Source organism: Kibdelosporangium banguiense (assembly GCF_017876405.1).
GTDB lineage: Bacteria > Actinomycetota > Actinomycetes > Mycobacteriales > Pseudonocardiaceae > Kibdelosporangium > Kibdelosporangium banguiense.
In genome coordinates, this window is sequence record NZ_JAGINW010000001.1 from 9,420,722 (window position 1) to 9,441,786 (window position 21,065).

Annotated in this window: 20 protein-coding genes; 10 read left to right on the plus strand and 10 right to left on the minus strand. The window is 67.6% G+C overall.

Features of this window, described 5'->3' with window-relative positions; all coding sequences use genetic code 11:
- Positions 1–11: 11 nt before the first annotated feature.
- The gene (locus JOF56_RS42730; RefSeq protein WP_209645276.1) at positions 12–827 is read right to left on the minus strand and encodes an endo alpha-1,4 polygalactosaminidase; all 816 of its coding nucleotides are present in this window, start codon (positions 825–827) and stop codon (positions 12–14) included.
- Between the two features lie 142 nt (positions 828–969).
- A complete protein-coding gene (locus JOF56_RS42735; RefSeq protein WP_209645277.1) occupies positions 970–1,809 on the minus strand; it encodes a DeoR/GlpR family DNA-binding transcription regulator in 840 nt (279 codons plus the stop codon).
- A gap of 143 nt (positions 1,810–1,952) precedes the next feature.
- Here JOF56_RS42735 and JOF56_RS42740 point away from each other — a divergent pair, with 143 nt between their 5' ends.
- The 3 genes from JOF56_RS42740 (at position 1,953) to JOF56_RS42750 (ending at position 4,588) form a co-directional block, all read left to right on the plus strand.
- The gene (locus JOF56_RS42740) at positions 1,953–2,924 is read left to right on the plus strand and encodes an N-acetylglucosamine kinase (protein WP_209645278.1); all 972 of its coding nucleotides are present in this window, start codon (positions 1,953–1,955) and stop codon (positions 2,922–2,924) included.
- Positions 2,921–3,874, plus strand: coding sequence for a DMT family transporter (locus JOF56_RS42745; RefSeq protein ID WP_209645279.1), 954 nt, complete (start codon positions 2,921–2,923; stop codon positions 3,872–3,874). The genes JOF56_RS42740 and JOF56_RS42745 overlap by 4 nt, the downstream gene beginning before the upstream one ends.
- Before the next feature lie 84 nt (positions 3,875–3,958).
- Complete coding sequence (locus JOF56_RS42750; protein ID WP_372448305.1) at positions 3,959–4,588, plus strand: isochorismatase family protein; 630 nt, start codon at positions 3,959–3,961, stop codon at positions 4,586–4,588.
- Between the two features lie 260 nt (positions 4,589–4,848).
- On the opposite strand, the gene JOF56_RS42755 is transcribed toward JOF56_RS42750, so the two are convergent.
- The gene (locus JOF56_RS42755) at positions 4,849–5,487 is read right to left on the minus strand and encodes a TetR/AcrR family transcriptional regulator (protein WP_209645281.1); all 639 of its coding nucleotides are present in this window, start codon (positions 5,485–5,487) and stop codon (positions 4,849–4,851) included.
- A gap of 314 nt (positions 5,488–5,801) precedes the next feature.
- Complete coding sequence (locus JOF56_RS42760; protein WP_209645282.1) at positions 5,802–6,470, minus strand: TetR/AcrR family transcriptional regulator; 669 nt, start codon at positions 6,468–6,470, stop codon at positions 5,802–5,804.
- 146 nt (positions 6,471–6,616) lie between these two features.
- Between JOF56_RS42760 and JOF56_RS58675 the strand changes: the two genes are divergently transcribed.
- The 5 genes from JOF56_RS58675 to JOF56_RS42780 all read left to right on the plus strand — a co-directional run bounded on the left by JOF56_RS58675 (position 6,617) and on the right by JOF56_RS42780 (position 10,839).
- Entirely contained in the window at positions 6,617–7,063 is a 447-nt protein-coding gene (locus JOF56_RS58675) for a cupin domain-containing protein (RefSeq protein WP_245378617.1), read from the plus strand.
- Between the two features lie 24 nt (positions 7,064–7,087).
- Positions 7,088–7,888, plus strand: a complete 801-nt coding sequence (locus JOF56_RS58680) for an alpha/beta fold hydrolase (RefSeq protein WP_245378618.1) — start codon at positions 7,088–7,090, stop codon at positions 7,886–7,888.
- A gap of 24 nt (positions 7,889–7,912) precedes the next feature.
- On the plus strand, positions 7,913–9,412 hold the full coding sequence (locus JOF56_RS42770) for an MDR family MFS transporter (RefSeq protein ID WP_245378619.1): 1,500 nt from the start codon (positions 7,913–7,915) through the stop codon (positions 9,410–9,412).
- A gap of 157 nt (positions 9,413–9,569) precedes the next feature.
- Positions 9,570–10,421: an LLM class flavin-dependent oxidoreductase gene (locus JOF56_RS42775; RefSeq protein WP_209645283.1), complete on the plus strand. Its 852-nt coding sequence runs from the start codon at positions 9,570–9,572 to the stop codon at positions 10,419–10,421.
- Positions 10,422–10,431: 10 nt separating this feature from the next.
- Positions 10,432–10,839: a winged helix-turn-helix transcriptional regulator gene (locus JOF56_RS42780; protein WP_307855506.1), complete on the plus strand. Its 408-nt coding sequence runs from the start codon at positions 10,432–10,434 to the stop codon at positions 10,837–10,839.
- A gap of 14 nt (positions 10,840–10,853) precedes the next feature.
- Here the strand turns inward: JOF56_RS42780 and JOF56_RS42785 are convergent, their stop codons facing one another.
- Together JOF56_RS42785 and JOF56_RS42790 are read right to left on the minus strand one after the other, a co-directional pair.
- Positions 10,854–11,882 carry an SMP-30/gluconolactonase/LRE family protein gene (locus JOF56_RS42785; RefSeq protein ID WP_245378620.1) on the minus strand — a complete coding sequence of 343 codons (1,029 nt, stop codon included), beginning with the start codon at positions 11,880–11,882 and terminating at the stop codon, positions 10,854–10,856.
- Positions 11,883–11,947: 65 nt separating this feature from the next.
- Positions 11,948–13,093, minus strand: a complete 1,146-nt coding sequence (locus JOF56_RS42790; RefSeq protein ID WP_209645284.1) for a cellulose binding domain-containing protein — start codon at positions 13,091–13,093, stop codon at positions 11,948–11,950.
- A gap of 138 nt (positions 13,094–13,231) precedes the next feature.
- Between JOF56_RS42790 and JOF56_RS42795 the strand changes: the two genes are divergently transcribed.
- Positions 13,232–13,996: an NAD(P)-dependent oxidoreductase gene (locus JOF56_RS42795; RefSeq protein WP_209645285.1), complete on the plus strand. Its 765-nt coding sequence runs from the start codon at positions 13,232–13,234 to the stop codon at positions 13,994–13,996.
- Positions 13,997–14,003: 7 nt separating this feature from the next.
- Here JOF56_RS42795 and JOF56_RS42800 read toward each other — a convergent pair whose 3' ends face one another.
- Genes JOF56_RS42800 through JOF56_RS42815 form a run of 4 tightly spaced genes read right to left on the minus strand, consistent with a single transcriptional unit; the run spans position 14,004 to position 17,379 of the window.
- On the minus strand, positions 14,004–14,960 hold the full coding sequence (locus JOF56_RS42800) for a catechol 2,3-dioxygenase (RefSeq protein ID WP_209645286.1): 957 nt from the start codon (positions 14,958–14,960) through the stop codon (positions 14,004–14,006).
- Positions 14,961–14,972: 12 nt separating this feature from the next.
- A complete protein-coding gene (locus JOF56_RS42805) occupies positions 14,973–16,049 on the minus strand; it encodes a 4-oxalomesaconate tautomerase (protein WP_307855507.1) in 1,077 nt (358 codons plus the stop codon).
- Positions 16,034–16,735: a 4-carboxy-4-hydroxy-2-oxoadipate aldolase/oxaloacetate decarboxylase gene (locus tag JOF56_RS42810; RefSeq protein ID WP_209645287.1), complete on the minus strand. Its 702-nt coding sequence runs from the start codon at positions 16,733–16,735 to the stop codon at positions 16,034–16,036. Before JOF56_RS42810 ends, JOF56_RS42805 begins: the two co-directional genes overlap by 16 nt.
- A complete protein-coding gene (locus tag JOF56_RS42815) occupies positions 16,732–17,379 on the minus strand; it encodes a PIG-L deacetylase family protein (protein WP_307855508.1) in 648 nt (215 codons plus the stop codon). Before JOF56_RS42815 ends, JOF56_RS42810 begins: the two co-directional genes overlap by 4 nt.
- A gap of 430 nt (positions 17,380–17,809) precedes the next feature.
- Between JOF56_RS42815 and JOF56_RS42820 the strand changes: the two genes are divergently transcribed.
- Positions 17,810–21,010: an efflux RND transporter permease subunit gene (locus JOF56_RS42820; RefSeq protein ID WP_209645288.1), complete on the plus strand. Its 3,201-nt coding sequence runs from the start codon at positions 17,810–17,812 to the stop codon at positions 21,008–21,010.
- Positions 21,011–21,065: the final 55 nt, after the last annotated feature.

The window sequence follows — 21,065 nt, forward strand, 5'->3', positions numbered from 1 at the left end:
TTGCCCGAGCGTCAGCAGGTCTTGCGGACGTAGCCGCTCGCTCCCTGAGGCACCACGTACACGTCACGCCGTACCATGCTGATCTTGCCGTTCCACTCGGGACAGCCTTTGCTCATGCCCGAAGCGGTGTACTCGACATTGACCACACGGTTGTTGAACGGACCCGCGTAGTCGCCGCACTCCTCGTATTCACCGCATTCCTCCGTGACGGCGAAGTCGAGTCCGTTGGCTACGCGGTTGCCCGCCAGTTCCGGGGTGTTCTTCTGCGCGATGGCCAGGTTCTTGCTGTGCGCGTAGGCGGACAGGAGCTTGATGTACTCCTGCGCGTGGGTGGCGGTGAGCAGGTTCTTCGACCGGGTGTAGCTGTCGTAGTTGTCCGGCTCGATCGCCTGGTACCCCTTGGCGGCGCACGTGTCGATCCAGGTCTTGACCTTGGCCGCGACCCCGTTGCGCTTGTCGGGGGTGCGCAGGTCGAGCAGGGTCTCGCGCCAGTCCGGGTCGACGACCTTGTTGCCGTTGCCATCACGCAGCAACAGGTCGCTCCGCCAGTCGCCATCCTGGCCTTCCTGCGCCTGGAAGGCATTGATGTAGCAGATGTTGTACTTGCCGCTCGCCGGTGCGGCCGAGACGTCCCGGCTGACGATCTGCACTCCCGACGGCGGGGTGTACGCGCCACCGATCTGGTAGTCGAACCCGCCTGCCTGCGGTGGCAGCGTGATCGCGGCCGAGGCCGGCGCCGCCGTGGCCACGAGCGTGCCGACGGCCAGCGCTCCTGCTGCCGTGAAAGAAGCGAATCGCTTGCCGGGCATGGGGAGAAGACGCTTCATACCGACTCCATCATCGTCAGGCACGCACGGTTCAGCTTCCGTGTCGTGCCGCAAAGGTTCCGGCCGGAATACCGGTTTCGTCGGCGAAACCTAGGCAGCACAACCATTGTGGTCAATCAATCGCGCATTCGCGATGCGCGTTTCAACTGTCCCTTGCGCAGGCCACCTCGACGACAGTGACCCGCACGCCGGCCCGTTGAATCGCCGCGACCGCCTCGGGAGCGGCGGACTGGTCGGTGATGACCTCGTGCACGTCCTGGATGTCGCCCATGCGGGCGAGGGTGGTTTGTCCGATCTTGCTGCCGTCGGCCAACACGACCACGCGCCGGGCGCGGCCGAGCATGGCGTGGTTGGTCCGCGCCTCGTTCTCGTCGTGCGTGGTGATACCCGCCGACGCGTCGATGCCGTCCACGCCGATGAACGCCGTTCCGATGCTGATCGACGCCAGTACGTGCTCGGCCCAGGGACCGACCAGCTCGTAGGACTGAGGTCTGGCGACGCCGCCGACGACCACCAGCTTCAGCCGTGGATGCATCGCCAGCTCCATCGCGATGTTCAACGCGTTCGTGACCACGGTCAGATCCGCTCGGCCGGGCAGCTCTCTGGCGAGTTCGCTCGTGGTGGATCCACCGGTCAGGGCAATGACGTGCGAACCCGTCGGCAGCGTGCGGATCGCCGCGCGCACGATGGCGCGTTTGGCGTCCCGGGAGCGGCTTTCCCGGTAGGGCACCGGCACCTCGTTCGTCTGGCCCTGGGCCAGTGCGCCGCCGTGGGTGCGGGTCAGCAGCCGCTGCTCCTCCAGTTTCGCCAGGTCGCGTCGCAGCGTGGCGGAGGAGACGCCGAAGCGTGCGCAGAGCTCGCCTACGTGCAACGAGCCTGCCTCCCCCAGCACCCGCAACACTTCTGACATCCGTTCGGCCCGCGTGGTGCGCCTTTTTCGCGTGCGCCTTCCGGCGGTGGCGAAATCCGTGGAGTCGGACATGGCGTCGAGCTTACGACCGCGCCGTGAACGCAGCCGCACCGGTAAAACGCTCAACTCGAATGCGCATATGGGCGTCGAGTCTTGCGAGTCGCGCAGTGGCGCACGTACCAATGCAGCACTTGAGTCCTCGGAGGTGAACTGAGGTGTTCCTCGGTGTCGACGGCGGCGGGACGAAGACGGCTTTCTGCCTGGTCGATCTCGACGGCCGGATCGCCGCGGAGGCCAGGACCGCGAGCGTGTACTACCTGAGCGACGGTCTGCCGATCGTGGAACCCCTGCTGCGCCAGGGGATCGACGAAGTGTGCCGCACCGCGGGCATTTCGGTCCCGGACATCACGTACGCGTTCTTCGGGCTGCCCGCCTACGGGGAGATCAGCACCGACCAGCCCATGCTCGACGCGTTGCTCGCGAGGATCCTCGGTACGGCGGACTACCGGTGCGGCAACGACATGATCTGTGGCTGGGCCGGGTCCCTGGGGGCTGTCGACGGCATCAATGTCGTCGCCGGCACCGGCTCGATCGCCTACGGAGAACACGAAGGCAGGCAGTGGCGCGGCGGCGGCTGGAGCGAGCTGTTCGGTGACGAGGGCTCCGGCTACTGGGTCGCGATCCATGGCTTGAACGCCTTCAGCCGCATGGTCGACGGGCGCCTGCCTGCCGGGCCGTTGGTCGGGGAAATGCGCCAGGCTCTCAGCCTCGCCGCCGATTTCGACGCGATCGACGTCGTGGTGAACCGGTGGCACGGCGACCGGGGCAAGATCGCGAACCTGAGCAAGGTCGTGGTCCAGGCCGCCGGCGCGGGCGACACGGTCGCGACCGGGATACTCCGGGAAGCGGGACGGGAGCTCGCACTGCTCGTGGACGTCGGCCGGCGCGCACTCGAATTCGACGCCTCACAACCGGTTGCGGTGTCCTACTCCGGCGGCATGTTCGGTTCGGCGCACGTACTGGCGTCGTTCCGCGATTCACTTTCACTCAAGTACGACCTGCGTGAGCCACTGCTGCGACCGCACATCGGTGCCGCCCTCTACGCGGCACGCCTGCACGGACACCCGTTGCGGGCGGAGCAAGTCCACTCAACCGCGTCCTTCTCTCTTGCTGAGGAGCCGAGATGACCGTGCCCACGTCGTCCGATCGCGCGAACAGCTGGATCCCGTACGCGGGACTGCTGGTGTTGTTCTGGGGAGTGTGGGGAGCCTTTTCCAGCCTGCCCACCAAGCTCTACGCCTACCCCGATCCGATGGTGTACGTGGTCTGGGCCCTGACCATGGTCGTGCCCGCGTGGTTCTCGTTGCGCGGCAAGAGGTTCGACCGCAGCCGGACCGCGGGCGGATACGGGTTGCTGATCGGGCTCACCGGTGCGGGTGGACAGCTCTTGCTGTTCAAGGCACTCACGATCGGCCCCGCATATGTGATCTTCCCGATCGTCGCTCTCTCACCCGCGATCACGGTGCTGCTGGCGTTCGCCGCATTGCGGGAACGACTCAACGGGTGGTCATGGACAGGCGTGCTGCTCGCGCTCGTCGCCATCGTTCTGTTCTCCGTCTCTACCGGAGAAGCCAGTGACACCGGGTGGCTCTACCTGCCGTTGGCGGTCCTTGTCTGCGTGGCGTGGGGTGTGCAGGCGTTCTTCATGCGCAAGGCCGCACTCGCCGGAGTGGACGACGCCTCGACGTTCGGCTGGATGACCATCAGCGGACTGCTGCTGATCCCGGTCGCGGTACTGATGATGGGCGGCCTGCCGCTGGCGTTCCCGTGGCAGGCGCCCGCACTCACCGCAGGCACACAACTGCTCAACTCGGTCGGGGCATTGTTCCTGGTGATGGCCATGAGCCGGGGCAAGGCGTCGATCGTGGCGCCGGTGACCAACGCCCTGGCGCCCGTGCTGACCATCGTGCTGTCGCTTCTGGTCTTCGGCGCCGCTCCCACCGGATTCCAGGTCGCGGGCATCGTGCTGGCCCTGGCCGGTTCGACCCTGATGGTCTACCGCGCGGAGAAGGGCGCCGAGCCGACATCAGCGACGGTGACACAACTCCCCCGCGACAAGAAGAGTCCACTGGCATGATCACTCCAGATGATCGTGAGTGTCGGCTCTCATGATTGTTGCCAGGTAGCGTGACAAGGGTGAACTCTCGCCCGACGTCATGGGGTGATCTTGGCCGGTATTCCGGACATCGCGCCTTACCCACTGCCGGTATCGGCGGACCTGCCGAAGAACGTGGCCACCTGGACGGTGGATCCCCAGCGTGCCGCAGTGTTGATCCACGACATGCAGCAGTACTTCCTGCGCCCTTTCCCCGAAGCCATGGCCGCGCAGCTCGTGCGGAACACGGCCCTGGTCCGGGATCGCTGCCGGGAGCTGGGCATGCCAGTGGCGTATACGGTACAGCCCGGAAGTATGACCCCACAGCAGCGCGGCCTGCTGGCGGACTTCTGGGGAGCGGGAATGCGGGCCGCACCAGCCGACCGTGACGTACCCGGGCCGCTGGCCCCGGACCCGGCGGACGGGGTGTTCACGAAATGGCGGTACAGCGCGTTCTTCGGCAACGACCTGCTGGCGTGGCTGCGGCGGCACAACGCCGATCAGCTTGTCATCTGCGAGGTGTACGCCCATGTGGGCATCCTGATGAGCGCGGTCGACGCGTTCACCAACGACAACCAGACGTTCCTCGTGGCTGACGCGATCGCCGACTTCTCGGCGGAGGACCATCGACTCGCCATGCAGTACGCCGCGCGGAACTGCTCCGTCGTGCTCACCGCCGCAGAAGTCCTGCAGTGACCAGCACTCCAGGTCTCCTCCCCCGGGTACTGTCATCGGATCCGCCCCCGTTCGCGCTGCTGTACCGTCCAGAGTGGACCGGCGAGGGCCGGCTCGACGTATTGTCCTGACAGTGACCGTCCGGCACTGGGACGAGACGTATTCATGGGACGCGGACGACCTGGTCGTCATGGGTCCAGGGCCCGGCGACCCGACCGACAGCCGCGACCCAGCGGCCGGGGACTGAGCCCAAGATGATCATCGATGTGTTCACATCGGACTCAACGGCGAGGTGGCCCTTTCCGGCGCGCGTGCACCGGCACACAATCACTCAAGGCCGCCCGGGTCACCGTGGTCGCGGTGCTCACCACACTGCGAACAGCCCGCTCCGGATCCAGCTCGTGCAGGTCCGTCAGCACGAACAGCGCCTCAGCGCTCACCACGATCGCGAGATCCCGCTTGAGCTGCGCCAAGGCAGCCCTGCCGATGACCGCCTGGCTTCCGGTGATCGGTTTCAGCGCCTCATCGATCAACCGGGTCCGCAGGGCCGGCCGGACCTTCACCGCCGGTCGCGTCACCGAAGCGGCGATCATCGCGCGCACCGCGCTCTGGTAGGCCAGCACGTGGCGCATCAGATGCTCGGTGACCGCGGCGACGCGCTCCACCGGATCCTGGGAATCCCGGACCGGTTCGAGGGCTTCGGCCGCGGTGGGCATCCGGCCGTCCATCACCGTCCGCACCAGGCTGACCAGATCCGGGAAGTACCGGTAGGCGGTCGCTTCCGACACCAGAGCCGCCCTGGCCACCGCCGGCATCGTGAGCTCCCCGCCCGCGCAGATCAACTCGACCGCGGCCCGCACGATCGCGTCATGCGTGCGCCGTTTCTGGTTGACCCGGCCGGTCGAACTCCCCAACGCCATCAGCGCGCCTTTCCCACCAGAACCCTGGACCGTGGGCGTCACTATAATCCCAGCTCATCCGGGGGCATTCCGGCGATGGGACGCCTGTGGCGGCAGCGGGCAGGCTGCCAGTGTGTGCGTGCGGAACACCGGACAGCACAAGGACTTCCCCGCGTCCCTCAGCGCCCCGAGCACCGTCCAGTTCGCCGCGGGGCGGGCGGCCTGAGCAAGGACTATTCGTTCGCAAAGGCTTTACGGCCGTTCGTGACATGGAAACGTGGCGTCCTGAACCGCCTTCAGCTTGACCGGGAAGTACCGCATTTCCAGGACTACAGTCACCTGCCCGAGTTCGACGTGATCGAGTCGGCGATCGCCTCCCCCGGGTGACCGTTGCCGGGCTCGGACAGCGCGGTTCGGGCGATGGTGCGGACGGTGCGCTGAAGGCTGGCGATGGCGGCTTCGGTGTCGAGGCCGCAGAGGTCGGTGAGCGAGAAGAGCGCGTCGGCGCTGACGACGGCGGCGAGGTCCTGCTTGAGCTGGGTCAGCCGTTGCGCGGCGGCGGGGGTGTCGGCCGCGACGACCGGGTCGAGGGCCTGGTCGATGAGTCCGAAGCGGAACCCCGGCCGGTCCCGCACGCGCGGCGGGCTGGTGACGGTCGCGGCGATGACGGCGCGGACGGCCCCCTGGTAGGCGGTGACGCGCCGCAACAGGAAGTCGGTCGCGAACTCCAGACGTGCCAACGGATCGGTGCTGCCGGCGACGGGAGCCAGCGCTTCGGCCGGCGTGGGCCACAGATCCACCAGCGCGGTGGTGATCAGTTCCACGATCTCGGAGAAGTGACGGTAGGCCGTCGCCTCCGAGACGCCGGCTCTCCCGGCCACCTCGGGCATCGTCACCATCCGGCCGGAGGTGATCAGCTCGCGGCAGGCCTCGACGATCGCGGTGCGGGTGCGCGCCTTCTGCTCAGCCCGGCTGACCCTCTCGCGCTTGCTCGTCGGGGGCATCTCTCTCCACTTCGTCCGGTACGGATCACTCGATTCTCCCCCGCTCGCGAGGCTGCCGAGAACCGCGTCACAATCATGAGAGTACACTTGCGCGAGTGAACTCTCACCAATACGGTCTTGATGTCACCACATCGGAGGAGTCACACATGGCAGACGTATCGGTCGTGGGGCCGGACGGCGGGGAATCGATCAGTATCGGGACGACCCGGGTGCGGATTCTGGAGGACGGCAGCACCACCGAGCACCGGCTCGGGATAGCGGAGATCACCGTCGCGCCGCACACCGACGGGCCGCCGCAGCACCGCCACGCCCAGCACGACGAGGGCTTCTACGTCACAGCGGGACGGGTGACGTTCACCGTCGGCACGGAGAAGTACGAGGCGCCGGCCGGCACGCTCGTCATGGTCCCGCCAGGCGCGCCACACACCTTCGCCAACCTCACCGACCACCCCGCGGTCATGCTCAACACCTTCACCCCGGACCTGTACGTGCAGTACTTCCGGGACCTGCGCGACATGATCGCCGCCGGCCGCCCGCCCACCCCGGAGGCGATGACCAAGGCGATGCGCCCCTACGCCACCGAACCCGCCTGATCCCCAATCCCCTTGGAGCACTTCATGACGACCACGACACAGCATGTCCACTTCGAGGAGACCGGCCCCGTCGACGTCACTTTCACCACCCACGGCTCCGGCCGCCCGCTTGTGCTGCTGCACGGCGGCGCCGGCCCGCAGTCGGTGGCCGGATTCGCCGAGCGGCTCGCCGCCAGCGGCGACTTCCAGGTCCTCGTGCCTATTCACCCCGGGTTCGAGGGCACCCCGCGCCCGGACACCCTGACCACGATCAGCGGCCTGGCCCGGCTCTACGTCGCGCTGCTGGACGAACTGGACCTGGCCGGGGTCACAGTGGTCGGCAACTCGATCGGCGGCTGGATCGCCGCGGAGATCGCGCTGCTCGACGCTGCCCGGGTCGCGGGTGTGGTGCTGCTCGACGCGGTGGGCCTCGACCTCCCGCAGGCGCCCATCGCCGATTTCTTCAGCCTCACCATGGACCAGGTCGTCGATCTGAGTTACGCCAACCCGGACGCCTTCCGCTTCGATCCCGCGAAGCTCCCGCCCGCACGGCAGGTGGCGATGGCCGGCAACCGCGAGACGTTGCGGGTCTACGGCGGCACGACGATGGCCGATCCCACGCTGTTGGGCCGCCTGCCGGCCGCATCCACGCCGGTGTTGGTGGTGTGGGGCGCCGCGGACGGGATCGTGCGGCCTGAACACGGCACGGCCTACGTCGACGCCCTGCCGGACGCGAGGTTCGTGCTCATCGCGGACGCCGGTCACCTGCCGCAGCTGGAAACCCCGGAGATGGTGCGCGACCTCGTCGTCGAGTTCGCCGCCGTCGAAACCGCCAAGAAAGCCTGAGCAGGAGAGTGGGCAGGAGTACCCATGGCGCGCGTGATCATCGAGCCGGAACAGGGTAAGGCCGGTAGGCCACGGCAGGAGCACGCCCAGCCCGGCACGGACTCCGTCCCGCCACCGCCGCACACCGCCGGCACGCAGACCATGAGCCCGGCGCGAGTGCGCGCCGCGTTCGCCGTTCTGCTGCTGGCGATGCTGCTGGCCATGCTCGACAACACCGTCGTCGGCACGGCGATGCCGACGATCGTCGCCGAACTCGGGGGCCTGGCCCACCTGTCCTGGGTCGTCACGGCGTACACCCTGACCACCGCCGCGTCGACGCCGATCTGGGGCAAGCTGGGCGACCTCTATGGGCGCAAAAACGTGCACCTGAGCGCGATCGCGCTCTTCACCGCGGCTTCCGTCGCGTGCGGGTTCGCCCAGGGCATGACGCAGCTGATCGTTTTCCGTGCGCTGCAAGGCCTGGGCGGCGGCGGCCTTGCGGTCGGCGCGCTCTCCCTGATCGGCGTGCTGGTGCCGCCCCGGGAACGCGGTCGCTACCAGGGCATGACGGCGAGCGTCATGGCAGTCGGGCAGATCGGCGGTCCCCTGGTCGGCGGCTGGGTCACCTCGCTATTGGGCTGGCGCTGGAACTTCTATCTGAACCTCCCCCTCGGTCTGCTGGTCCTCATCGCCACCGTGGTCGTCCTGGGCAAGTGCCCGACCCCTCGCCGCCGAGTCCATTTCGACTTCCGCGGCGCATTCCTGCTGACCACCACCATCACTGCCCTGCTGCTGCTCACCAGCTCCGTCGGCAACACGCTCCTGCTCTCGGTCGTCACGTTCACCGCGTTCGCCGGGTTCGTGCTCGTCGAGCGGCGCAGCCCCGAACCCGTGCTGCCGCTGGGTTTGTTTGCCCACCGGAACATCGCGCTGACGACCGCGATCATCTTCGTGGTGGGCGTGGTCAGCTTCGGGGTGATCACCTTCGTGCCGCTGTTCCAGCAGAACGTGCAAGGCGTTTCGGCAGCCGATTCCGGCACGCTGTTGCTGCCGATGACCTTGGCCGTGGTCGTCGCGTCCCAACTGGCCGGGCGGCTGAGCAGCCGCACCGGCCGGTACCGGATCTTCCCGATCGCCGGCACCGGCTGCCTGACCGCCGGATGCGGCCTGCTCGCCACCCTGCAGGCCGGCAGCCCGGTCTGGTTCACCAGCGGCGCGCTGGTGCTCGTCGGATTCGGGCTCGGGCTGAGCACGCAGATGATGACACTGATCGCGCAGAACACCGTTCCCGTGGGAGAAATCGGCGTCGCCACCGCGAACACGACGATGTTCCGGACGATCGGCGGCGCGATCGGCACATCGGTGTTCGGTGCCCTGCTCGCCGGTGCGGCCCATCCCGGACGCACGACTGAGCAGGGGCTCGTGGCCGGGTTTTCCGTCATCTTCGCGATTGCCGCAGTGGTCAGCGGACTGGCGTTCGTGGCAGCTTGGTGGATCAAGCAGTCGCCGCTGCGCCAGGCCGTCGGGCCGGATGCCGAATCATGATCCGGCATCAGGAGAGTCCATATTAGACAGTCATGGTTCCGCTTCAGGACCGTCCGATTGGCGACTTCGCGCCATCAGCAGTCCCCAGACCGGGCCCGAAATCACGGTAAGTTCGTAAACTAACGAATCAATGTGTTCCCACAGGAGGACTCGTCTTATGAAGATCGGCATCGGGCTGCCCAACCAGGTGCGCGACGTCCGGCCACAGGTCATTCCCGAATGGGCGGCGCGCGCCGAGGATGCCGGTTTCTCGACACTCGGCACCGTCGGCCGGATGGCCTACCCCGGCGTGATGGACACCGTCGCGCTGGCAGCCGCCGCGGGCGCCACGAAGAGCATCGGGCTGATCAGCAACATCCTGATCGCAACGGCGTGGCCGGCCACCTTGCTGGCCAAGGAGATCGCGGCCATCGACGGGGTCTCCGGCGGACGGCTGACGCTGGGGATCGGTGTGGGCCTGCGTTCCGACGACTTCGTGGTCGACGGGCTGGGCACTGCGGGGCGTGGCCACCGGATGGACGCCGCCCTTGAGACCTACCGCGATGTCTGGAACGGCGCGCCGGTCGGCGGAGGCGACAATCCCGCCGTGACTCCGGACACTCGCCAGGTTCCCTTGCTGTTCGGCGGCATGTCCCCGGCTGCCTACGCCCGGATGGCCCGATGGGGACAGGGCTACATCGCCGGCTCCGTCCCGGCCGCCATGGCCGGTCAGTTCTTCGACGCCGCTCGAGCCGCATGGCAGCAAGAGGGTCGCGATGGCGCACCGCGGCTGGTGGCCATCGCGTACTTCGCATTGACCGACCCGGACACCGGACGCCGCAAGGTGGGCGACTACTACGCCAATACCGGCGAATTCACCGAGATGGTCGTCAATTCCATGAGTGCCACGCCGGACGAGGTACGCAGCACCGTGAAAGCGTTCCACGACCTCGGTGTCGACGAACTCGTTCTCAACCCGACCACCGACGAACTCGACGACATCGGCAGGCTCGCCGACATCGTGCTCTGACCCCGCCGTGGTGGCGTCGTGGATCCACGACGCCACCACCCGGCCATCAAGATCACGCGGCTCAGGCGTCTGGCAACGCCTGCACCGCAAGGAGACGGTCGTGCAGCCGACTGACAAGCGAGGGTATGTCCGCGTCCTCGGCGGCTGTGCCGAAGATGCGGAAGTCCGGCGCATTGAAGGCGTCTCGCAGAAGATGCTCACCCAGACTCTCCGCGGGCTCGAACGGGACGGGCTCGTACACCGCACCGTCTACCCCGAAGTCCCGATCCGCGTCGAGTACACACTCACCGACGCGGGCCGCACCCTGCGCGAACCACTGCGCGCACTACAGGAATGGTCGATCGAGCACGTCGGCGACGTGTCAGCGTCGCAGAAAGCCTACGACCAAGCGAACCGGCCTGCTCCTGACGACGAGTAACGCGGTCCGCCAGGTCAGTACGGCCAGCCGGGGACGTTCAGACGGATGCTGTACAGGCCGAAGTTTCCGGTGTTGCCGCCGGTGGACGCGGTTCCCGATGTGATGTAGAGGGTGGTCCGGTCGGGACCGCCGAAGGCCACGTTGGTGGTGTGGCGGCCGGCCGAAATCGTGCCGAGCTGCCGGCCTGATGGGGAGAACACGTAGACCTTCCCATCATCGTATGTGGCCTGGTACAGGTTTCCGGCACAGTCGACCGTGCCACCGTCGGTACCGTTGAGTGACGCGAAATCGCTGCGGGGTCCGGTACTGCCGTCCGCGTTGACGGGGTACTTGTAGATCTTGCCTGTCGCGTTGCCACCGACGTAGAGGGTCCTGCCGTCCGGGGAGAGCTCGATTCCGTTCGGCTGACGGATTGTGTCGTCGATCAGCGTGACAACACCGTTGGTGACGCGGAAGACGCCGGTTTTGCCGGACATCTGGTCCGGCCGGTTCGCGCGCTGGAAATTCGGATCGGTGAAGTAGGCCGTTCCGTTCGCTGCCGTGGTGACATCGTTGGGAGAGTTGAACATTCGCCCTTGGTAGGTCGCCGCGATCGTCGCTCGTTGCCTGGTGGCCAGGTTGTACGAGGACAGGCTGCGTTGGTCGTGGGTCGCCGCGACGACGGATGTGCCGTCACGGCTGATCGCCAGGCCGTTGCTGCCCGCGTTCTTGATGAACGTGGTGAACGTGCCCGTCGCGGGTGTGTACCGCAGGATGTCCGAAGGCTGGACGTTCTGCGGGCCGGCGCCGTCGTACATGTTGCTCAGCAACAGGGTTTGCGTCGCCGCGTCCCAGGTCGGGCCCTCCAGGAAGTTGAACCTGTCCTTGATCTTGGTCGCGGTCAGGTTCGGGGAGGGCAGCGGATTGCCGAACGGTCCCCCGGGGCACGGCCCCTCGGGTGCCGCCGCCGAGGCGCCGGTCCCGCCCAAAACGGTCACACTCAAAGCGGTCATGGCCAGGATTGTCGTGGCCACGATCGTTCGTTGCTTTGCCCGAATGCTCATGCCGGGTGCCGTCCTCTTCTGGTTGGCCGGAGGCGTGCGACCATCAGCCGGTGGTCATCAGGTGTTCAGGAGCAGCCGATCCGCGACGCCGCCAGCACGATGTCGTCGAACCAGAGCGTGTCGTCACCGTTTCCGTAACTTTCCCAGCCGATCCGGAAGTTCGCCGGAGCAGGCCGCCACCCGCCGCGGCGGAGCCACTGCGCGTCCACGTCCGGCGTGGGCGTGCCGTCCGCACGCAGGCCCGGCACTTCGTTGCCGTTGGCCCAGGTCCGCAGCTCGGAGCCGGTGATCCCGAACTCCACACAGGTCCACTGGTTCACCGCCAGCGGAACGCTCTGGGCGACCCCGGCCGGGCTCTGTTCGGGCAGCGTGGCGTCGTCGGATTCACGGTTCCATTGCAGGGCACGGTTTTGTCCGCCCATGCGCAGATCCTTGCCGCCGTCGGCAGTGTCCTTCATGGCCAAGAAGGTCACGTGCGCCTCCGGCAGCGCAGTGGTGTGCCGGACGTAGAACCGCCCATACAGGCCGGATGTCGTTATCCCCCTTGATGTTGCGAGGAACACGTGGTTGCAGTAGCCGGCCCGGCCGTCGACCCGGACCGACTTGCTGCCGCTGTGCGCGACCGAGTTGTCGACGGTCGCGGTGCCGGTTCCCTGGCAGTTCGGGAACTGCAGTGACCAGTCTCCGGCAGGCGTGGGCCCGGTCTGGTTTTCGAAGCCGTCACAGAACGCCCCACTTGGACAGCCCGCAGGCGGCGGTGGTGGAGGCGGTGGGGGTGGAGGAGGCGGAGGCGGGCTGGTGTCGTTGCAGCGCACACCGTTGAGGGTGAAATCCGTGGGCGCGTCGTTGCTGCCTTGGAACGTCGCCTGGAATCCGAACTGGACGGAAGCACCGGTGGCGATACTGCCGTTGAACGCCTGGTTGCGCGCGGTCACGGCTTTGCCGGACTGGGTGACGTCGGCGCTCCAACTGGAGGTGACGCGTTGGTTGCCCGCGTAGGTCCACGCCAATGTCCAGCCGTTGACCGGAGCTGCGTTGTTGGTCACCGTCACCTGACCGACGAAGCCGTTGTTCCACTGGTCAACGCGGTAGCCCACCACGCACGAAGGCGCGTTGACTGCATATCCGGAGACGGGGTTCACGATCAACGCCGCTGCTACCGCGGTTGCCAACGCGGTCACGGTCAAGGCACCGCTCGTTCTCCGGCGCATCTGCTCTCCTGTGGGCTGGGCGACGTTGCCAGTTCTGGGAGCGCTCCCAGTGCAGACTGTAACCGTGCCGATACCGTTTGGCAATGATTCGGAATCCGCACCGCCTCCGGCAACCGGCTGCCGACGTAGGGTGGCGTCGTGACAGTCACAGTGGCGGTGCTGGGCTTGGGCGAAGCGGGCGGCGCGATCGCCCGTGATCTGCTTGCGGCCGGAGCGGTGGTCCGTGCCTACGATCCCGCAGTTGCCGCACCGGCCGGAATGGTGCCCGCGGCAAGCGAAGCCGACGCCGTGACCGGAGCCGGCCTCACGCTGAGCGTCAACAGCGCGAAGTCGTCCATCGACGCTCTGCGAGCCGGTATCGCCGCCTGTCAAGGCGTCTGGGCTGATCTGAACACAGCGTCGCCGGGCACGAAACGGCAGCTCGCCGAAATCGCGGCGGACAAGGCTGTCGCGTTCGCGGATGTGGCCATCATGGCGCCGGTCCCAGGCCGAGGCCTGCGTACGCCGATGCTGGCCAGCGGCCCGGCAGCCGCCCAAGTGGCGGAAATCCTGAACCCGCTGGGCGCTTCGGTCGACACGATGGCCGGACCGGCCGGGCTGGCCGCCGAACGCAAGCTGCTGCGCAGTGTGTTCTTCAAAGGACTCGCGGCAGCCGTCGTCGAGGCGCTGGAAGCAGCCCGGGCCGCCGGATGCGAGCAATGGCTGCGCGACAACGTCGCCGAGGAACTGGCCCGGGCCGATGAGTCAACTGTGGACAGACTGGTCACGGGAACCCGTCAGCACGCGGTCCGCCGCGCCGACGAGATGTCCGCCGCGACGGACATGCTCGCCGAACTGGGCGTCGAGCCGGCCATCGCGGCGGCGACTCGTGACTTCCTGACCAGAATCGCGAACAGCGTTTGACGCTTGCTCACCGCTCGCCGACCGGTGGAGTGCCGTGCGTGTGGAAGGTCTCGATGGTCTTCAGGCCCCATGCCTGTCCTTTGGCGCGCTCGGCTTCGGTCCAGGTGAGCGGCTGCCAGTCCGGGGCGAAGATCAGGCGGGCGGTGGGGTTGCACAGCTCGATCCGGTTTCCGCCCGGTTCGTAGACGTACAGGAAGAACGTTTGCTGGATCGCGTGTTTGTGTGGTCCGGTTTCGATGAACACGCCGTGGTCGAGGGCGATGTCGGCGGCGCGCAGGATGTCCTCGCGGGTGTCGGTGGCGAAGGCGATGTGGTGCAGCCGGCCGCTGGAGTGGGTCCAGTCGTTGGTGTAGACGAGGTCATAGGACTTCTGTGCGAAGTGCGTCCACTGTCCCGAGATCACACCTGTGTCGAGCATGATCTGTTCGGTGACTCGCCCGCCGAGGACGTCGCAGATGAACTGGCCGTTGGTGGCCGCGTCCGCTGCCAGGTAGTTGACGTGGTCGAGACGGCGGACGCACACTCCGCGCGCCGGATACGCCTGAGCCTGGTTCTTCAGCGCCGGGCGCAGTTGTTCAGGTGGTTGGTACCACTCGCTTTCCCAGTACAGCTCCATCTCGTGCCCGTCCGGGTCGCGGAAGACATACGCCGGGCCGATGCCGGGATCGCCGTCGGTCCAGCCGATGCCCAGGCCGCGCTCCTCGATCGCGGCCACGCGTCTGTTCAACGCTTCCGCGCTCGCGGCACGCATTCCGGTGCGGCCGACACCGGAGGTCGCCGACGCGGTGAGTTTGAGGCTGTGGTGCTCGTAGTCGTCCCACGTGCGCAGGTAGACCGAGTCGCCGTCGGAGCCGTTCTCGGTCAGTCCCAGTACGCGGACGAAGAAATCCAGGCTCTGTTCCGGTTCTGGCGTGAGCAGTTCGACGTGACCGACGTGCGCGATCTCGTGGCGAAGTGCGGGCATCGCCGCCTCCTTTCAGGAACGGGGAAAGACGGTGCCGTCGAAGAGTTTCCTGGCCGTGCGTATCACGGTCGACCGTCGCACCCTGGGCGGCACGGAGTCGTCGAGGTCCACAGCCACAGCGAGTTTCCCGGTGGGGTGCTCGATCTCGACGGGCTCGCCCGCCGCGGGCGGGACGACGAGCTCGCTGCCCACCGCGCCGGGCAGCAACAACGCGGTCACCACGCTGACGCCTCCCAGCACTCCTATCGACGGGTGCGGCCGCACCGGGATGAAGGTCCTCGTGCAGATCGCGCCTTCGTCGCGTGGGGCTGCGACCAGGGTGGTCTTGGGTACGGAGGTGCCCGTGACGTCACCAAGCCCCATGCGTGCACCGGCTTTCGTGCGTAGCGACTGGATCCGGTCGGTGAGTCCGGTGTCGGACGCCAGTTCTTCGGCGGACTCGTAGCCGGTGATCCCGAAGTCGGTCGCCCGGGCGACGACAACGGGCATTCCATTGTCGACACACGTGACCGGGACACCGTCGATCTCCTCACGCAGGTTGCCGGTGGGCAGCAGGCTGCCGCACACGGACCCTTCGGTCTCGGTGAAATCCAGTTCGACCGGGGCGGCTGTGCCAGGCACACCGGAGATGGCCGTGGTGCCGGCGTAGTTCACCGCGCCTTGGGGCGTCGGGAAAGTCGAGACGGCGATCGTGCCGGTGTTGACCAGCCTGATGCGGACCGTGGTGCGATGGGCCGAGGCGGGCACCAGGCCACGCTCGACAGCGAACTGCCCGACACCGGCCAGCAGGTTGCCACAGGTCTGCTTGCCGGAGACGGTCGGTTCGCCGACCCCCAGCTGCAGGAACAGGTAGTCCACGTCGCGGTCGGATTCGCCTGCCGGCGACACGATCGCCACCTTGCTGGTGACCGGATGCGCCCCGCCGAGTCCGTCGATCTGGCTGGGATCAGGTGTGCCCATGATCCGCAGCAGCAGGTCGTCGCGAGCGTCCGGGTCGCTGGGCAGGTCGCCGGCGAGGAAGTAGGCGCCCTTGGATGTTCCGCCACGCATCAGCATGCAGCTCAGCCCGGCGCTCACGACTGCCTCCACCGGTATTCCTCAGCGGTCAGGTACTCCACGCCGAGGTTCTTGAGTGTCTGCCGCAGGCCATACCGGTCGAGTCCCAGCTCGCCCGTGCGAAAGGCCTCGCGGGTGGATGTTTCTTTCGCCGCCCGCCCGCGTGCGGCCCGCACCGCGTTGTAGGTCGCCTGCCGGGGCACGCACAGGACTCCGTCGTCATCGGCCAGCACGGCATCGCCTGGGTGGATGGTCTGGCCGCCCACGACGATCGGTACGTTCACCGCGCCCGCAGTGGCCTTGACGGTTCCTTGAGCACTGACCGCTGCAGACCACGTTGGAAAGCCCATTGCACGCAATTCAGCGACGTCGCGTATGCCGGTGGTCGTAACCACGCCGCGCACTCGATGCTGCAACGCGGTGGCGAACAGCTCGCCGAACAGCCCGTCGCGGCACGGTGATGTCGTAGTCACCACGAGCACGTCACCGCGCTGGCATTGCTCGACAGCCGCGTGGATCATCAGGTTGTCGCCTGGCCAGCAGAGCACGGTCACGGCCGTACCCCCGATGCGGGCACCGCTCTGGACAGGCCGCAGGTCCGGGCCAAGGTAACCGTCGCGCCCGATCGCTTCGTGCACGGTCGCCACGCCGAACTCCGTCAACGCCTCGACGTCGGCCGCCGCTGCCCGCGGCGGATCGGTGACGATGAAGCCCTTCACGACAGGACACCGGTGACTTGCGGGTAGAGCCGCACATAGGCCTCACCCATGGTGTTGTGCGGCAAGCCCAGATTCGGCCCCACGTTGCGCCGCAGCTGCACGCCCCGCCGTTTCGCGAGATCGGTGTAGTACTCCCACATGTGCTCCTGCGCGGGCAGGCACTCCATCGCCTTGCGCTTGCGGGCGAAGACCGGCGTGATGTCCAGCAGCACGTCCGGCCGGAAGTCGCACTGCTCCGGCTGGTGCGGCTCGAAGAAGAACACCGGCGGGGCGCCGAGCGGTTCGCCGGGGGCGCCGTACCCGATGGCCTGGGCGAGCACTCTCGCCTGCAGCGCCATTCTGGCGGCAGCCGGATGGTCGCCGTTGTACGGATCAGCCAGGGTATGGGTGAGCACCACCGTCGGCGCCACCTCGCGGTAGACGTGCACGAGCCGGTCCACCACCTCCGGGGCCTCACGCAGCGGATAGTCCCCCACATCGAAGAAGCGCATCTCCGCACCCAGCGCAGCGGCCGCGTCTTCCGCCTCCTTGCGGCGAACTGCCAATCCGCCCGGCTGACCGTTCATGGCAGCGGGCACAGTGGAGACGGCGAAGATGACCCGCGGCCAACGGGCGCGGGCACGGATGACGGCACTGTCGACCACGTCGGCCAGGTTCAAAGGCTCGAACGGCTCCGGGTCGGCACGCGACGGCGACCAACACCACCACCGCGGCGACGACGTGATACCCGTTGATCTCCTGCGGGGGCTCCCCGAGCGGGGAGAAACGCGCGGTGACGATCGACAACGCGCCCAAGACGAGCCCGGCCACGGTGTCCGTCCACCGTGGATGACGCCCGGCGGTCACCCGCAAACCGGCAAATCCCATGGTTTCCATCGTAAGGAGCGTGGTTGGTCCGGGCGTCATCCATGCGCGGTACCCGGATCGCTCCGGATGCGGTAGCCCGGCATCCGGGGCACTGCGTCCGCAGCGGTGAGCTGACCGCGCCAGGACGACGCGCGCAGGCGGTCGGTCCCGCGATGGTGAACGCCGAAGAAACGCCCAAGATTCGACTGACTCGAGGGACCCACGATTATGTCCAAACTGGCTCGGTTGAGCCTCGCGAACCGGGGGCTGGTCGCGCTCATCACGCTGATAGTGCTCGGCTTCGGCGTGTACACCATCCCGCAGCTCAAGCAGCAGCTCCTGCCGTCACTGGCGCTGCCCGTGGCAGTGGTCACGGCGGAGCTCCCCAGCGCGCCACCGGAGATCGTCGCGCAGCAGCTCACGACACCGATCGAGACCGCAGTGAAGTCGGTCAGCGGTGCAGGCACGGTTACCTCGGTCTCCCGTGAGGGGTACACGACCGTCGAGGTGGCGTTCGACTACAGCACACCGGCCGACGACATGGTCAGCCGATTGCAGTCCGCGGTCGCCCGCATCACCGGACAGCTGCCCGCGGGAAGCAACCCGCAGGTGAGCGCCGGTTCCTTCGAGAACGTCCCGATCATGCAGATATCGGCGGCAGGCACCGCCGACCCGCGGGCGTTCACCGAACGGCTCCGCCAGGCGGTCGTGCCGAAGTTCCAGGGCGTCAAGGGGGTTCGCGGGGTTGAACTCGTCGGCGACACCACCGACCACGTCAGGGTCACTCTCGACCCGGCGAAGGCCGCCGCCGCCGGAGTGACCACCGCGGCAGTCACCGAAGTGCTGCGCTCCAACGGCTCGGCGGCTCCGGCCGGCACGCTGACACAACAGAAAGAGTCGCTCTCGATCCAGGTCGGCGCCGCCCTGCGCACCGTGGACGACGTCCGCAACCTGTTCGTGGCCCCGGAAAGCCAATCGGAAAGCCAGGCGGGCGGGCAGAAGGAGGGGCAGAAGACGGGGCAATCCACTGCACCTGCACGCGCCCCGGTGCGGCTCAGCTCCGTCGCGACCGTCGAGTTGGTGCCCGACGAGGTCACCTCGCTCGCCCGAGTCGATGGCCAGCCGAGCATCGGCCTGTCGGTGACAATGCTCCCCGACGGGAACGCGGTGTCGATCTCGCACGACATCCACGCCCTGTTGCCCGATCTTCAGCGCGAGCTCGGCGGGGACGCCAAGCTCACCATCACCTCCGACAGCGCGCCGTCCATCGAGAAGGCCGTCGAAGGGCTGACCACCGAGGGCACGCTGGGCCTCGGGTTCGCCGTGATCGTGATCCTGGTCTTCCTGATGTCGCTGCGCTCGACGCTGGTGACCGCGCTGTCCATCCCGGTGTCGCTGGTGATCGCCCTGATCGTGCTCTGGGCGCGGGGCTACACGCTCAACCTGTTCACCCTGGGGGCGCTGACCATCGCCGTCGGCCGCGTCGTCGACGACTCGATCGTGGTGCTGGAGAACATCAAACGCCACCTCAGCTACGGGACACCGAAACGTGAGGCGGTGCTCACCGGCGTCCGCGAGGTCACCGGCGCGGTCGTGTCCTCGACGCTCACCACGGTCGCGGTGTTCCTGCCGATCGCGTTCATCGGCGGCTTCATCGGGCAGGTGTTCGGGCCGTTCGCGATCACCATCACCGTGGCGCTGCTGACATCCCTGCTGGTCGCACTCACCATCGTGCCCGCGTTCGCGTACTGGTTCCTGCGCCCGCCAGCCGCCGGTACGTCACCGCAGGAGCGCGACCGGATCCACCAGGAGGCGTCCGAAAAGGAACGGCGCAGCCGGTTGCAGCGGATCTACGTGCCGGTGATCAAGTTCGCCACCCGGCGGCGGCTGACGACCCTGGTGATCGGCGCTCTGATCTTCCTCGGCACGGCAGGCCTGGCCACCCAGCTACAGATCAACTACCTCGACCAGAGCGACACGACCACGGTCAGCGTGTCGCAGAAGATGCCGGTCGGCACGAGCCTCGCGGCCACCGACACCGCGGCGCGGAAGGTGGAGAAGATCCTGACCGAGTACCCGGAGATCGCCAACTCACAGGTGACGATCGGCGCTTCCGGCAGCTCCGGCACCTTCGGTGAGGCGAGCAACGGCGGCGAGGCCACCTTCACGGTCACCGTGAAGGACGGCACGGAGCTCACGGCGTTCATGGCGAAGGTGCGGGACCGGCTCGCGACGGTGGCCGACATCGGCAAGACCATGGTCGGGGTCGGCGACGACATGGGCAGCAGCTCCAACGGGCTGGAGGTCGTCGTCCGCTCCTCCGACCCGGCCACGCTCGCCGACGCCACCGAACAGGTCCGCGCGGCCGTGGCCGCCACGCCGAAGGTCATCAACGTGACCAGCAACCTCGCGGCCAGCGCGCCACGGATCGACATCACCGTCAACCGGGAGGCGGCCGCCCGCTACGGCCTCAGCGACACCACAATCGCCGAACACGTCTCGACGGTGTACCGCGGGGTGAACCTCACCTCTGCCACCATCGACGGCAGGCAGCGCGACATCGTGCTGCGCACCGGTACGGCACCGGTCGACCTGGCCGCGCTGGGCGCCATGCAGGTGCCGACGTCGTCCGGCCCGGTCCGCCTCGACGCGCTCGCCACCGTGCAGCGGGTCGAAGGGCCGGTGCAGATCACCCACATCGACGGTGCGCGGTTCGCCTCGATCACCGGCACGCCGGACACCTCCGACACCGGCGCCGTCACCGACGATCTGGCGGCCCGGCTGGCCGCGCTGAAGCTCCCGGCCGGTGCCACCTACACCATCGGCGGGGTCAGTGCCGATCTGACGGTGGCGTTCAACGACCTCGGCCTGGCACTGGCCGCCGCGGTCCTGCTGGTGTTCCTGATCATGGCGGCCACGTTCCGCAGCATTGTCCAGCCGCTCATCCTGCTGGTCTCGGTCCCGTTCGCGGCGACCGGGGCGGTGCTGCTGCTGGTGCTCACCGGGACCGCCCTGGGCCTGCCGGGGCTGATCGGGCTGCTGATGCTGATCGGCATCGTGGTGACCAACGCGATCGTGCTCATGGACCTGATCAACCAGTACCGCGCCCAGGGCATGGGCGTCCACGAGGCGGTGGTCGAGGGCGGACTGCGACGGCTACGCCCGATCCTCATGACCGCCGTGGCCACGATCTGCGCTCTGAGCCCGATGGCCCTGGGCTTCACCCAGAGCGGCGACTTCATCTCGCAGCCACTGGCGATCGTGGTCATCGGCGGTCTCATCAGTTCGACGCTGCTGACCCTCGTGCTCGTACCGACCCTGTACACGATCGTCGAAGGAGCCTCGGAACGACGGGCGAAGCGGCGAGCCAAGACACCGGCGGCCGAACCGGCAGAGCCCGTGCTGAGCGGGAAGCATTCCGGCGGCTGACACCCCTCGCACCCGCATAAGCTGCGGTCCACATCGGTGACCGGCCCCGATGACA

Excerpts from the sequence above, each read along its gene's own strand:
- JOF56_RS42730 (WP_209645276.1), bottom strand. The coding sequence starts at position 827 with ATGAAGCGTCTTCTCCCCATGCCCGGCAAGCGATTCGCTTCTTTCACG.
- JOF56_RS42735 (WP_209645277.1), bottom strand. The coding sequence starts at position 1,809 with ATGTCCGACTCCACGGATTTCGCCACCGCCGGAAGGCGCACGCGAAAA.
- JOF56_RS42745 (WP_209645279.1), top strand. The coding sequence starts at position 2,921 with ATGACCGTGCCCACGTCGTCCGATCGCGCGAACAGCTGGATCCCGTAC.
- JOF56_RS42755 (WP_209645281.1), bottom strand. The coding sequence starts at position 5,487 with ATGGCGTTGGGGAGTTCGACCGGCCGGGTCAACCAGAAACGGCGCACG.
- JOF56_RS42760 (WP_209645282.1), bottom strand. The coding sequence starts at position 6,470 with ATGCCCCCGACGAGCAAGCGCGAGAGGGTCAGCCGGGCTGAGCAGAAG.
- JOF56_RS58675 (WP_245378617.1), top strand. The coding sequence starts at position 6,617 with ATGGCAGACGTATCGGTCGTGGGGCCGGACGGCGGGGAATCGATCAGT.
- JOF56_RS58680 (WP_245378618.1), top strand. The coding sequence starts at position 7,088 with ATGACGACCACGACACAGCATGTCCACTTCGAGGAGACCGGCCCCGTC.
- JOF56_RS42770 (WP_245378619.1), top strand. The coding sequence starts at position 7,913 with ATGGCGCGCGTGATCATCGAGCCGGAACAGGGTAAGGCCGGTAGGCCA.
- JOF56_RS42775 (WP_209645283.1), top strand. The coding sequence starts at position 9,570 with ATGAAGATCGGCATCGGGCTGCCCAACCAGGTGCGCGACGTCCGGCCA.
- JOF56_RS42785 (WP_245378620.1), bottom strand. The coding sequence starts at position 11,882 with ATGAGCATTCGGGCAAAGCAACGAACGATCGTGGCCACGACAATCCTG.
- JOF56_RS42790 (WP_209645284.1), bottom strand. The coding sequence starts at position 13,093 with ATGCGCCGGAGAACGAGCGGTGCCTTGACCGTGACCGCGTTGGCAACC.
- JOF56_RS42800 (WP_209645286.1), bottom strand. The coding sequence starts at position 14,960 with ATGCCCGCACTTCGCCACGAGATCGCGCACGTCGGTCACGTCGAACTG.
- JOF56_RS42820 (WP_209645288.1), top strand. The coding sequence starts at position 17,810 with ATGTCCAAACTGGCTCGGTTGAGCCTCGCGAACCGGGGGCTGGTCGCG.